Below are 13,933 nucleotides of genomic sequence, written 5' to 3' on the forward strand. Positions count from 1 at the left end.
TAGCCTTAAAACTCATATTGAAACTTAACCGTAAATGCGCGTTCTAAACGTTCATCATTATCACTTTGCCCGTAAGCTAAACCCGCGATAAAACCATGATTACTTTGATAACTAAAGCCCACAGTGAACTGCGCTAATACTTTGGAGTTACTCCCTTGTAGTACATCTTCCTGCTCGCGCTCAACTAAATACTCAATCATTGCTGAAAAGCTGTCGTTAATCGGCCTAACAAACCCCAAGCCATAGCTTAATTCTGTTTCATCACCTTTATCGGCAACCCCATAAGCAAGGTTTGCATGTAAAAAGCCCCAAGCCTCAAGGTACTTACTAGCATTCACAAAACCTTCATAACCCCACTCTTCTGAGCGAATTGGCGCTTTATCGCTACTTGCTGCTATTTCAACACCGACCCCGATACTAACAACAGGTACAACGCTGGTTTCTTGAATAACTTGGTAAATAAGTTCAATTTCAGGGTTACCAGCAGTTGAGGCATTTATTTTAGCATTGCCTTGGTACCAACTACTTTTTTGATAAGGTAAAAAAAACTCAACCTGGAATCGGTCGGTAAAACCATATTCAACACCAAACTTCCAAACATTATCAGTCCCCTTTTTTTGGTTTTGCTCACCGCTATAACTCACGTCTTGATAGCTTACGTCTTGATAGCTAAGTCCAAATTGCCACTCCCCTTTTTCTTGGGTATAACCTTCTTCAAGTAAAAATAAAAAGTCTTGTTGATGCTCACTCTCATGACCATCAAAATCAATAGCTAATGCGTATGAAGATAAAGGGAATAAGAAAAGGAGCGCATAAAAGTTACATATTCTTTTAATAGCACAGCAATAAAGCGTCATAACCTAAACCCTTACCGAATAAGTGCATTGAGTTAAGCAGATTAGTTTTATTATAGCCGAGCTGAAAATATTGAAAGGTTAAATGGAGAATTTAACCAAAAGCATAGAGCCTGTATTATAGTCGACGAGAAAATAAAGCCTGAATAGACTTCTTAAAAGGTTCAAGGTAAATTTGAACTAAGCTATGATGCCCTTTATGGTGCACACTAATGCCGTAAGTTATTTTACCAACGGCTGACGCTTTAATAAGGCAAGAAAAAAGACGATCCCAAACAGCAAGCGCTGAGCCGAAATTACGATCAAAATGTTTTGGGTTATCACTATGGTGTATTTGATGCTGCGCAGGGCTAATTAACCACCCTTCTATTTTATCTCCCCAGCTCAACCAAATATGGCTATGACGTAAATTAGAGCCAAAAATATTAAAAAGAAAAACAAAAGCATTCGCCCCTAAAATATCATACATTTTTAAGGTTGGCCCAAAGAGATAATAACAAAGCCCAACAACAAAGCCTTGAGTGACTGCCATTCTAAAAGCATACAGTAGGCTTTCTATTGGGTGACTTCTGTAAATAGTAAAAGGCGTTAACACTAAAGCCGAGTGATGTACTTTATGAAACTCCCATAACATAGGTACTTTATGTAAAAGGTAGTGAAGTAAAAATCGGGTAAAATCATCAATAACAAATAGCAACAAAGTAAATATGGTAATGATGCTGGCACTTGACCATTCAATTGGCGGGTTTACCCCAAAGACACTTTCAAAGCCTGAAGAAACCGCAATAGCAATAGGCGCCATGCTAAAAACAACAAAAGGAAATAATGCTGATTTAATTAGTTTATTAATAAAAAATAACGCGTAGTCATGCTTAGCCGACTGATGAGTATAAACCGACTTAGGAAACAAGAAGCACCAAAAATCAACTACCGAAAATTGGCTTGATGTTTTGATAAAAACAGGAACAGCTAGCAGTATCGCCGAGAGTAAATAAACAAAGTAAATACGTTTATTAGCGTCAAACAAATAGTCGCTTAGCTCTACAATATTCCCTGAAAGAAAATCGAACACTAGTACTCCGCAAAGACTCAAATTAAAAAGCTAAATCAAATTGTTAACACAGTTTGATTTAGCTTTAGCGAGTTAACCAATGAATTACCATCGATTAACGATTTTTCATTTTAAACCATTAGACGTTAATAGTAACGTCAGCAGCTTAAAGGCTATAACATTTGGAGCTATGCCCCTTAAAAATTATACTGGTAACCTACAAAAAACTGTTGTGGTTTACTAGGTCTTGCACCATAAGGGCGACGACTAATAATTTCTTCACTTTCAAAAAGGTTGTCAGCTTTTACATAAATTTTACCGTAATTACCCAAGTAATAACTGGCTGATAAATCTACTACCGAATAAGCTTTTGTGCTAACACCTGATAAAGTGACGCCATCACCCGAGGCTTCAAGCATATCATCAACATATCGAGCTATTAAGTTGATGTCCCATTGCTCGGCGGTAATACCAATATTTATCGTTAATTGATTTTCAGGTAAATAAGGTACTGCGTCACCTGCTTCAATATCACCCCACATAGGGAAGTCTGAGCTAAAGGTGTTTTTAAACTCAGAGTCGGTGTAGGTATAAACCACAGACAATGGTAAGTCGAGTTGCTTAGTTAACTCAGCAGTATACCCTGCGGTAAACTCTAAGCCGTATACGTCAACTTCACTACCATTAAACTCTTTATCTAAACTATCACCACAAGATGATGCGGCAGAAAAAGAACAGCTTTCTTTAAGATTACTCACATCGTTGAAGAAAAATATTGCTTCAACATTGGCATTACCATTGTTATAGCGACCGCCAAATTCATAATTGACACTTTTTTCAATATCAACTTCTGGACCTTCTTTCGGGCTGGTTGGCACAAATCCTTGATGCACACCAAAAAGTAAACCAGCACTATCACTTAAAGTATAAAAAGCACTTAAGCTAGGTAACCAAATACTTGAGCTTTTCTTCTGCCAATCATCTTCTTCACCTACTTTTCGGTTTTGGTAAGTAGAGTCAATAAACTCACCACGTACACCTAAGGTGACAGCAAGTGCTTCATAATTAATAGTATCTTTGAAGAACACAGAAATAGCATCAGTTTTTTCACGATTAGTGGTAGTTGCTACTTGCGCACTTCCGTCACTGACTAGCTGCGCTGAGCGCATATTAAAGCTATCGGTAGTATGATTACGCTCAATTTGATCTTGATGAAAACGTACACCCGCATTAAATTTATGCTTTAAACCCAATAAGTTAATGTCAAAATAAAGATCACTTTGAATACCTTGTGAGTAATACTCACGAGCGTTGTCACCTACAATAATTTTTTCGTGCTCAGCTAAGCTATTAGCTTGACCGGTTAATATTTGATAAAAACGTGCATTAACATCACTGTCAGGGTTCGCTAAAATATCCTGTAGGTCGCTGTTAATTAAGCCGCCCTTAAAGCCGTTAATTTTAAACCATGAACGCTCAAATTCATTACGATATACATGAGTGGTTACATCAAAGTTTTGCGTTTGCATGAAATGCGTGAACTGAATTTGCTGGTGTTGCCAATCCATTTTGTCTAACTGGCTGGCACTATAACGGCGATTAGGTGATTGATAAAAGTCATCATCGGTTAAGCCTAAATAGCTCTCATTAGATAACTCATCAGCATAAGACAACTTTAAGCCAAAGGTATGTTCAATATCACCTGTGGTTAAATCATAGCGAAATTTAGCCATGATGTCGTTTTTATCAAAGCCAGTATCGCTATTGCCATTATCGTTAACACTATCAAGGGTTTTAAAACCCTCTGACTGCATGTTAATACCTTCAATCAAAACACCTAAATTACCAAAGGTATTACCGTAAAAGCCATGAACTTTCGAATAAGCATCTGTGCCAAGTGATACATCAATCATACCTTCTTGGGCATCAGGTACCGCTCTGGTATTCATATTTAATGCACCAGCAACAGTATTAGGACCATATTTAATAGCTGCAGGGCCTTTAAATACTTCTAGTGAAGTCATTTTGCTCATCATAGGGAAGTAATAAGCCGCAGGCGCAGAATACGGCGCAGGACCAATGAGAATGCCGTCTTCCATTACTGTGATTTTTTTACTACGTTCCGGTGTCGCCCCACGAAAGCCAATGTTCGGGCGTAAGCCAAAACCGTCTTCTTCACGAATGTTAATACCCGGTACGTTATAAAGTACGCGGTTAATATCATCAAACTTAAATTTTTCTAATTCAACTTCGCCAATTAAAGTAGCTGAGCCAGCCTCGGTTCTAAGCTTGTCGTTGTGACCGATAATTTGTAAGCGCTCAACAAAGTCAATTTTTTCTTCGGTATTAGCTGTTTGGCTAGTTACCGTACTCGTTTGAGTATTGCTGCTTTGAGCATCGTTAGCGTTTGCCATCACGGGTGATAAAGCAATAGCTAATGCTACGGTAACTTGAGATAAGCTAAAAGGTTTTGAAATGTAAGCCATGATTAATCGTTATCTCCTGCAGCAGTTTTTGGTAGCTCTAAAGCAAGACTTTGAATAAAGTCACTTTTCAATTTATCGCTGATATTTTTAACTTCATCATGGGTTTCCATGACCTTATCAGGATCATCACTTAACGTTTTAGCAAGTGAGGCTTGATAGTTTTGCGCCGAGCTTAGTGCATTGTCGATATATTCATTAATGCTATCAGCCGTTATGGTGTCACCAACGTCTTTTAAATAATCCGTAAAACCTAAAGCGGTTAGCTCATCAATGTTTTGGCTACCGTGCATAAACATTTTTAACGCTTGTAAGTTATTAATTATATTCTCTAGTGAGTGTTCACTATATGTTGACTCTACCGCCGAAGGACATGCCTGCGCGCCACACTCATTGGCGAATAAACCTAATGGGGTTGCCAGCTTGCCATCTTTTGTAAACTTAGTGAAATAGAAAATAGCATCACTTAATCGATTAACCGCATCATGTTCGGTTGTAAACTCACTATCGCTATTACCTGCTGCTTTTAACTTAGCGGCGTAACCACTTTCGCCATTATTTCCTAACCAAGTGGTTAGTAACGTTTGACTACTATTATAAATGTCACCCGCAACCACTTCTGCAAATTCACAACGAGCAATTTTCCGATATTGTTCGGTTTGATTATTCCAGCCTTGCGGTACTGTTGAGCCAGTACAACTGTGAGCTAAGTCATCGTTAAACAGCAAGTATTCTAACGCCACTAGGCTTTTTCTAGATGCTGTACGTTTAGCAATATCATAAGGCTGACCATTAACAACGCCCTCTTTAAAAAAGCTAATATCTAAATCAACACCACAACTATTTTTAGTTGGCCATGAATAAATGTTGTTACGTAATGCACCATCATCTTCTAATAAAGGAGGTAATTGCATCATTTCAGCTTGCTGCCAGACATTCATCGTTGAGCGCCAGCTATTTTGAGCCGCTAACTTACTCTCATCAATAAGTGCTGAACCAGACTTTTCTTGCTGACAATAAGCGCTAATCGCTTGCTGCTGCTCTAAAGCGACCACTGAAAATTGCTCAAAAGTAGGCGTAATTACTTTATCAACAATACTTGCAACTAACTGGCCTTGATTAAAGTCGGTATTCGTATCGCTACCTTGATTGAAGCCGTCACCACTCGTTGAACTTGAGCTTTCACCACAAGCACTTAAGTAAAAAACAGAACTAAGCGCTAAAGCAACTAAGGTTTTCGTTGAGTTTATTTTTTTGGTTTGAATCATTAAAAATATTACCTTTTTTGAGCCTTATTCTTTCACGTAAATTTTAACAGGCTTAAACGCAATAAAGCTCGAACACTTCCCTGTTCAAGCTTTATTGATTATTGTTAACGTCCTACGACCTAAAGTTAACCTTTAGGCTAACAATTATCGTTACCAGTTTGCTACTGTTTTTTCATCAAGATCATACACATCTTTCAATAAGTCGCGCGCAATGAGTAACCTAACTCTGTATTCTGCAACACTGCGATTCCCAAATTCTGGTGTATTGGTTAATGCTGGTGCATCTTCAATATAAGCATGAAGTCTTACAAAATCTGCATCAGATAAAGGTGAGTAAGGATTAAATTGTAAACCTAAAGCAAAACCTTTTAATTCAGAGAAGTGTTTAGCTGCCGTTACAAAGTCAACTTCTTCTCCCTCTTCTAACGGTAAAAGGTCTGCACGTAAATCGTTAATATAATGAATAACCGTGCCGACTACACTACGTTCCCATGCATCAAGCGCGATATCACGGTGCTCTTTTAATTCGACTAATTGAGCTTCTGTAAAGCCTATACCAGCATTGTCATTAATCAACTTACGACCAGCTAAGAAAGCATCCATCGCTTGTTTAGTGTAATCTGTTGCGTTCGGGTTTTCTGAGCCATCCGCCAATAACTTTGAGCCTCGGTCACGCTTTGCTGCGTTACCTGAGTTACCAAAGTTTTTCTCACTAAGTAAGTCAATTACTCCATCACCATTAGTGTCGTGTTGACCATTCCAAGCTAGGCGACCATTTGACTCATCGTCCTTAACTTTGCCAGCAATTTCATCATCGCTATACGATAAATAGTCTCTTGCGGCTCCAAAATAACCAAAGCCTTCGTCAAATTGATGCTCTAAGTTTGTGTAACCACTTTTAACAAGAGCTACGTTATCAGTAAGAAAACCTTTACCTTCAGTCTCATGACCAAAATAATCATCAGCTGATTGCGAGTATGCTATCGACATTAATAAGAATTTTTGAATTAATTGATTTAAATCAGTACCGTCATAGTTTACATAAACAGGAATTTCATTTTCTGTGGTTTGCTCTGCACCTGGTACGTAACGTTTCCCCCCTGGGTTTTCCATAGCATTGTTAGCTATTTGTTCAAAATAATATTGAACTAAGCCATGAGGTGTTTGCTCTTCCGATGGAACATTTTTCCAGTTAGACCAACCTGAGAATTCAATAGAACCAGCAATAAGCTGGCCCGCTTCATCTTTCTGACCGTTCCAAAACTTGTGTTGGCCTTTAACATCATTACCTGCAACTTTATCTTTAAGTGATTTGTAGCTACCAAGATCTGCAAATGATTCCTGCTTCGCATCGGTAAAGGTAATTGGAAAATTATCCCATGCATTTTGATCGCGATGATAAAAACCGTTCAACTTAGCAATAACTTCATCTTTAGTAGAAATGCCTTGTTCAAGGTCAAACGCTAAACCAGCACCTGATGAGCTCTTTGCTCCAATGTAATGTTTCAATTCAGCGATGAGTGCATGACGTGTAGTTTGACCGCCGTAAGCAACACTTGACATAGTAGCGTCATCAACTTTGCTTTTAAATTCATAAAAGTCTAATAAATCATTTACAGTAATGGTTAATGCTTGAGTATGACTTAAACCACCGTTATCGGTAACTGTTACATTTAAAGCCACAGTTTCAGTTGCTTCAAAATCAAAGCTAGTGCTATCTTTTAAGCTAAGCTTATCGCCAGCAATAGCGAATAACTCGTTATCTGTAGTGAAGGTAAATGTATCGCCTGCGTTAGCATCGGTCGCGCTTAAAGTACCTACTTCAACACCGGTTACGTTTTCATCAACAGTGTTTGCTGACAGTGTTACTGCTGTAGGCGCGCTATTAGTTGGAGTTGTGCTAGTGTCGTCTTTTGAACCACTGCTTGAACCGCCACAAGCTGTTAATGTTGAGCTGGCTACCATTACGGCAATAGCTAATGCTTTTCTTTTGAATTCCATGTATTACTCCGTTCTGCTTATACAAATAAAGTAGTTATTTAATTAAGACTTTATTGCTTAGCCTTTCTTGTTAATTTTAATTATGCACATACTACACAAACTTAAACACAAATACGAATAGATATCATAAAGATGTAACAATTAATTACAAACGCAAATAGTTCTCATAAAGATAACGTTTAATAATATACGTTATACGGAACGAAGCACAAAAGTTGCACCAACCAAAAAAACCGCATAAAACACTGATTATATTAATTTTTAGTGTTCACATGTAAATACTGTTAGTGCTTCAGCTTTATAATGCTGACATAACAAACTAGAAAGCACTAACTATAGAGTCTTATTCAATTGCATCGTCACCCATATTTTACCGACAAAAAAAGTGGCCTAAGCCACTTTCTATCATAATTCTAAGTACTGAATTCTAAGTACTGATTTATTGATGAACAACCGACAACACTAACAGCTACTTCATCGATTGTCTTAACGGCCAAACATGCCACCACCACCGCCCATACCGCCTGGTGGCATCATACCTTGCATAGAGCGCATCATTTTTTTCATACCGCCTTTGCCAGACATTTTCTTCATCATTTTTTGCATTTGACTAAATTGTTTTAGCAACTTATTCACATCTTGAATTTGTGTGCCTGAACCAGCAGCAATACGGCGCTTACGCGAACCTTTAATAACATCAGGGTTTTCTCGCTCCCCTGGTGTCATTGAATTAATAATAGCTTCCATTTGTACGGTAATTTTATCATCCATTTGATCTTTTACTTGCGCAGACATATTCCCCATACCTGGTAACTTGTCCATAAGTCCCATCATGCCGCCCATGCTTTTCATTTGCACGAGTTGATCACGAAAGTCCTCTAAGCTAAAGCCTTTACCACTTTTAACTTTTTTCGCTAACTTTTCAGCTTGCTTGCGATCAACTTTTTGTTCAATTTCTTCAACTAGCGATAAAACATCGCCCATACCTAAAATACGAGAGGCAATACGGTCAGGGTGAAATGGCTCTAACGCTTCAATTTTTTCACCAACACCCATAAACTTAATAGGCTTGCCGGTAATATGACGAATTGACAATGCAGCACCGCCGCGAGCGTCACCATCAGTTTTTGTTAAAATAACCCCAGTTAATGGCAAGGCATCATTAAATGCTTTAGCTGTATTAGCAGCATCTTGACCTGTCATTGCATCAACGGTAAACAAAGTCTCAATTGGGTTAATGGCGCTGTGCAGCTCTTGAATTTCCCCCATCATATCTTCGTCAATATGTAAGCGACCGGCGGTATCAACAATTAATACATCAAAGAAGTTTTTCTTAGCGTGATCTATAGCGGCATTAGCAATATCAATCGGCTTTTGTTTAATATCACTTGGGAAAAAAGCAACGTCAATTTCATTCGCTAGAGTTTCTAGTTGCTTAATAGCTGCGGGACGATATACATCGGCACTCACAACTAAGACTTTTTTCTTTTCACGCTCAGTTAAAAATTTAGCTAACTTAGCAACAGAGGTAGTTTTACCAGCACCTTGTAAACCCGCCATTAATACAACGGCTGGTGGCGCTGCACGTAAATCAAGTGCTTCGTTAACTTCACCCATTGCAGATTCAAGCTCTTTTTGTACTATTTTGACAAACACTTGACCTGGAGTAAGGCTTTTAGAAACATCGGTACCAACAGCTTTTTCTTTAACTTGTTTAACAAATTCACGAATAACCGGCAGAGCAACGTCAGCTTCAAGTAACGCCATACGTACTTCACGCAGGGTATCTTTAATATTATCTTCGGTTAAACGGCCACGGCCACTAATATTTTTAAGCGATTTACTTAAACGATCGGAAAGATTCTCAAACATGAATTACTCTAACAACGAAATATTGACGAAATTTATAGCGCTATTATACCCAACTAAACTTGAAATGCGAGCATCTGCCATGGTTACACTACGAGTAATAGGGGTCGATACATTTACTTACCCACTAATTTGATTTTAGCGCAATACGCTATTGATATTACGAGGCAAATGCAGCATGCTCATCAAATATCAAACGATATTGATAATTAATACTGTTTTAGCTTATTAATACACATTATTTATACGTAATCTCTAAGGTACCTTTATTATTCTAGGTCAATGATATTGCTTAATAGCATGGCGCTAATATCATTATCTGATAGAATATTTTTACTTAAATTTCATATTGTAGGAACTGTTTGTGAATTTTTTGGTTATTGGCTCTAGCATCGCTTTTATTGCTTATATGCTTGCTACGCTTGCGATTGTATCGCGTTTATTTCACCCTAAAGGACCAAATATCCCCTTAGTGCTAGGCTTAGCAACCGTTGCTATTATTGTTCACGCAATAAATGATATGCAGTTGCTTTTTGCTCAAGACACAATTAATTTCAGCCTACCTAATGTTATTTCTTTGGTGAGTTTGGTTATAACCACTACGGTAACCTTAGTGGCCTTGCGCTTTAAAGTGAACTTATTATTACCCGTTATATATGGCTTTACTGGTTTATGGCAATTAGCGGTTATTTTTATTCCCCCGATTGAGTCAATACCGCTAGTTGTTGGTAAAATTGTATTGCTAAGCCACATAGGTTTAGCCCTCATTGCCTATTGTATTTTAATTATTGCAACCTTATATACCTTTCAAGTGACTTACATTAACCTAAAATTAAAAAGTAAAAACTTAACGGCTGTTGCTCATTTACCGCCTTTAATGCAGGTAGAACGTCAGCTGTTTAATATTTTATCTTTAGGTACTGCCATATTATTTGTTAGCGAGTTAATTGGCTTTTTCTTTTTAGATGGTTTCTTAGCTAAAGAAAACGCCCATAAAACCGTGTTATCGTTAATGGCTTTTGCTTTATACTGCGTTATTGTTTGGGGTCACTTTAGAAAAGGTTGGCGCGGACATCGCGTATTAGTATTGATGATTTCAGCAAGTAGTTTACTTACTTTAGCTTACTTCGGTAGCCGATTTGTTAAAGAGTTCATCTTAAGATAAGTCTATTAAGATACGCCTTTACATAACATCAGTAGCGACATCATTAAATAAAAGCTAAAATAGCGGGCTAACGTTGAATATTCCGTTAGCTTAACTTTATATAAACAGAGGAATTCCCCTTCTTGGACAGTATATCCACCGAAGTACTATTTATCATTCTAGGCATGTTGGTATTAATGTCAGCTTATTTTTCAAGTTCTGAAACCGGTATGATGTCGCTCAACCGCTATCGACTTCGCCATCTTGAAAAGCAAAAACACAAAGGGGCCAAGCGCGTTAGTAGGCTACTTAACCGCCCTGATCGACTTATAGGTTTAATCTTAATTGGTAACAACTTAGTTAATATTGCTGCCTCTGCTATTGCCACTATTATAGGTTTGCGTTTATTTGGTGATATGGGTGTACTGGTTGCCACAATAGCCCTAACACTAATCATTTTAATTTTTGCTGAAGTGACTCCTAAAACACTCGCAGCCCTTTACCCAGAAAAAGTTGCCTTCCCAAGTTCAGTTATTTTATCTATTTTATTAAAGGTACTTTTCCCATTTGTTATTATGTTGAACTGGATCACTAACGGCTTACTTATGCTTATTGGTGTTAGCTCAGAGCAACGTGAGCAGCATAGTTTAAGTAGTGAAGAGTTACGGACGGTAGTAAATGAGTCTGGTGCTTTATTACATAAACGCGACCAAGATATGTTGGTGAGTATTTTAGACTTAGAAAAAGTTTCCGTTGAAGATATTATGATACCGCGTAGTGAATTAGTTGGTATTGATGTTAATGGCAACTGGAAAAAAATTCAAAAACAATTAACGCAAGCAACCCATACCCGTGTTTTATTATATCGAGATAAAATTGATAACGTAGTCGGTTATATCCATGCTCGCGATGCCTTAAAACTTTTATCAAAAAACCAATTTAACAAAACTACACTACTTAGAGCGGTACGTGAGCTTTACTTTATTCCTGAAGGAACAACGCTCAACATCCAACTATTAAAATTTCAACATGCGAAAGAGCGCTTAGGCTTAGTTGTAGATGAATATGGCGATATACAAGGCTTAGTAACGCTTGAAGATATACTTGAAGAAATAGTGGGTGATTTTACAACAACAATGACCCCCACACCAAGCGATGCTGTTACCTTACAGCCAGATAGCAGCTACTTAGTTGATGGTGGTGCGAGTATTCGCGATATTAATAAAGAAATGTCTTGGAAGTTACCTACCGACGGACCTAAAACATTAAATGGTTTAATTGTTGAGTACTTAGAAGACATCCCTGAAAGTAATATTAGCCTACGTATAGCTGGCTACCCTGTTGAGATAATTGATGTTGCCGACAATAAAATTAAAACGGTGCGAGTTATGCCTGAACACTTTATTAGTCAGACAAATGATTAATAACTTTACTAACTCAACACTAATGTACTTAACCTGAACTCGGTTTAAAAGATATTTAACAAATTTAAATATTAGCAAAAATTATTTTCTGCTCAAAAAATAACAGATATAAATACCGACATAAAGTTATCCAAAAAGTTATCCACAGGCCTAGTTAATATTTTTAACTTATTAGCTTTCCACAATTTCTGTGGATAACATATCCTACCCCTATAAATTACAGCCTTTAGCATTTTCAACATTTATTTAACAAAAATAATAACTTTATTTTGTTATTTTTCTCTTAAATAAGTAGCTATTTCTACAGCCTCTATTCCTGCTCGCTTAAGAGGATTTTCGTGCTAAAAAAACTAAATTGGCAAGGTTTATGCGTTGTACAGTTACTAATCTATAAGGCTTTCAGGCAATTTTTACATTTTGGCTATATTTACAGCTAACCAAAAAATAACCGCCATAACCAGCCATGCTGAAACTCTTTCTCACAACTTTTTAACTGACTACTATAACGACGCGCACGATCATCTACTTTGCGTGAAACTTTCATCAACCAAGGCTTCTTTTTGTAACTTTTACGTTTAAAGCCACCCCAGCCTTCGTGGTAATTTAAATATTGATTGTAAGCATCCCACTTAGAAACACCATTTACTTTTTGGGTTTTATAAATAAACCAACCCATAAAATCAATTGCATCATCAAAATCTTCCCTGCTTGCCCAGTTATTGCCTGTTTCACGCGTATAGTCATCCCAGGTCATGGTTTTCGCTTGAGAGTAACCATAAGCAGTACTCACTCTTCCCCATGGAATAAACCCTAAAAGATAATCTCTAGGAGGTAAGGCGTTATGGCGAAACGAGCTTTCTTGGTACATCATACTGATAGGCACATGAATCGGAACACCCCAGCGCTCTTGAGTTGCTTTAGCAGCATCATACCAATCTCTGTGCTCTCTAAATATTTCACAGATATTTTCAGGATTTTTAGGAGGAGGCGTTGCGCAACTTGAGAGTAATATTACGCTTAACGTACTTGCCGTAATGGTTTTAAATTTAAACATAAAAAATCAACTAACTTACAGGTAGTTAAGATAATGCCAGAACTCATGACACATTGCATAAAAATAATTTAAGGAAAAAACAAATAAAATGGAACTAAATGAAAATACCATACTCTTACTTAACAGTAATGTTATTCCCTTAATGTTTCATGTTTTATACGCTCCATTGTGAGCGTATTTTTTTGCCTAAAATTCAGTATGTCGTATTTAAACTGAATAAAATTAAAAATTTAGCTATTTTACTCAATAAAAGTAAAATTAAATTGAACTAACTAGCAAGACTACACTCTACTTAACAGTAATGTTATTCCCTTATCATGTTTTTATACGCTCCGTTGTGAGCGTATTTTTTTGCCTAAAATTCAGTATCTCGTGTTTAAACTGAATAAAAATAAAAATTTAGCTAACTTACTCAATAAAAGTAAAATTAAATTGAACTAACTAGCAAGACTACACTCTTACTTAACAGTAATGTTATTCCCTTATCATGTTTTTATACGCTCCGTTGTGAGCGTATTTTTTTGTCTAAAATTGGCCAAAACCTACTATTTACACTTAAAATAAAAAAATTGAATGTTTTTTGAACTAATTAGAATGTAAGCACTCTTATATTAGGAGTAATGTACTCCCTAGTGTTTCATGTTTTATACGCTCCTTAGTGGGCGTATTTTTTTGCCCTCATCTCATGCCATAGTAGTTAACCTGAACTCGGCTTAAGAGATATTTAACAAATTGAAATATCAGTAAAAATTACTTTTATGAACCTCTAGCTTGATAGTTTTTCT

Annotated in this window: 9 protein-coding genes; 2 read left to right on the top strand and 7 right to left on the bottom strand. The window is 37.1% G+C overall.

Annotated elements, in window-relative coordinates:
* Positions 1–5: 5 nt before the first annotated feature.
* The 6 genes from KO495_RS15680 to ffh all read right to left on the bottom strand — a co-directional run bounded on the left by KO495_RS15680 (position 6) and on the right by ffh (position 9,529).
* On the bottom strand, positions 6–857 hold the full coding sequence (locus KO495_RS15680) for a hypothetical protein (RefSeq protein ID WP_215981355.1): 852 nt from the start codon (positions 855–857) through the stop codon (positions 6–8).
* A 115-nt stretch (positions 858–972) separates the two neighbouring features.
* Positions 973–1,926 carry a sterol desaturase family protein gene (locus tag KO495_RS15685; protein WP_215981356.1) on the bottom strand — a complete coding sequence of 318 codons (954 nt, stop codon included), beginning with the start codon at positions 1,924–1,926 and terminating at the stop codon, positions 973–975.
* 176 nt (positions 1,927–2,102) lie between these two features.
* On the bottom strand, positions 2,103–4,391 hold the full coding sequence (locus tag KO495_RS15690) for a TonB-dependent receptor (RefSeq protein WP_215981357.1): 2,289 nt from the start codon (positions 4,389–4,391) through the stop codon (positions 2,103–2,105).
* Between the two features lie 2 nt (positions 4,392–4,393).
* Entirely contained in the window at positions 4,394–5,656 is a 1,263-nt protein-coding gene (locus KO495_RS15695; RefSeq protein WP_215981358.1) for an imelysin family protein, read from the bottom strand.
* A gap of 150 nt (positions 5,657–5,806) precedes the next feature.
* Complete coding sequence (locus KO495_RS15700) at positions 5,807–7,657, bottom strand: DUF4856 domain-containing protein (protein WP_215981359.1); 1,851 nt, start codon at positions 7,655–7,657, stop codon at positions 5,807–5,809.
* A gap of 486 nt (positions 7,658–8,143) precedes the next feature.
* Entirely contained in the window at positions 8,144–9,529 is a 1,386-nt protein-coding gene (ffh, locus tag KO495_RS15705) for a signal recognition particle protein (RefSeq protein WP_215981360.1), read from the bottom strand.
* A gap of 361 nt (positions 9,530–9,890) precedes the next feature.
* Here ffh and ccsA point away from each other — a divergent pair, with 361 nt between their 5' ends.
* A complete protein-coding gene (gene ccsA / locus KO495_RS15710; protein WP_215981361.1) occupies positions 9,891–10,691 on the top strand; it encodes a cytochrome c biogenesis protein CcsA in 801 nt (266 codons plus the stop codon).
* A gap of 122 nt (positions 10,692–10,813) precedes the next feature.
* Positions 10,814–12,094, top strand: coding sequence for an HlyC/CorC family transporter (locus KO495_RS15715; protein WP_215981362.1), 1,281 nt, complete (start codon positions 10,814–10,816; stop codon positions 12,092–12,094).
* Positions 12,095–12,527: 433 nt separating this feature from the next.
* Here the strand turns inward: KO495_RS15715 and KO495_RS15720 are convergent, their stop codons facing one another.
* Entirely contained in the window at positions 12,528–13,148 is a 621-nt protein-coding gene (locus KO495_RS15720; RefSeq protein WP_215981363.1) for a hypothetical protein, read from the bottom strand.
* Positions 13,149–13,933: the final 785 nt, after the last annotated feature.

It is taken from the genome of Colwellia sp. D2M02 (assembly GCF_018860755.1).
Taxonomy (GTDB): Bacteria; Pseudomonadota; Gammaproteobacteria; order Enterobacterales; family Alteromonadaceae; genus Colwellia; species Colwellia asteriadis.

What these genes read in the sequence shown, in the direction of transcription:
- KO495_RS15680 (WP_215981355.1), bottom strand. Translation starts at nt 857, where the DNA reads ATGACGCTTTATTGCTGTGCTATTAAAAGAATATGTAACTTTTATGCG.
- KO495_RS15690 (WP_215981357.1), bottom strand. Translation starts at nt 4,391, where the DNA reads ATGGCTTACATTTCAAAACCTTTTAGCTTATCTCAAGTTACCGTAGCA.
- KO495_RS15695 (WP_215981358.1), bottom strand. Translation starts at nt 5,656, where the DNA reads ATGATTCAAACCAAAAAAATAAACTCAACGAAAACCTTAGTTGCTTTA.
- KO495_RS15700 (WP_215981359.1), bottom strand. Translation starts at nt 7,657, where the DNA reads ATGGAATTCAAAAGAAAAGCATTAGCTATTGCCGTAATGGTAGCCAGC.
- ffh (WP_215981360.1), bottom strand. Translation starts at nt 9,529, where the DNA reads ATGTTTGAGAATCTTTCCGATCGTTTAAGTAAATCGCTTAAAAATATT.
- KO495_RS15720 (WP_215981363.1), bottom strand. Translation starts at nt 13,148, where the DNA reads ATGTTTAAATTTAAAACCATTACGGCAAGTACGTTAAGCGTAATATTA.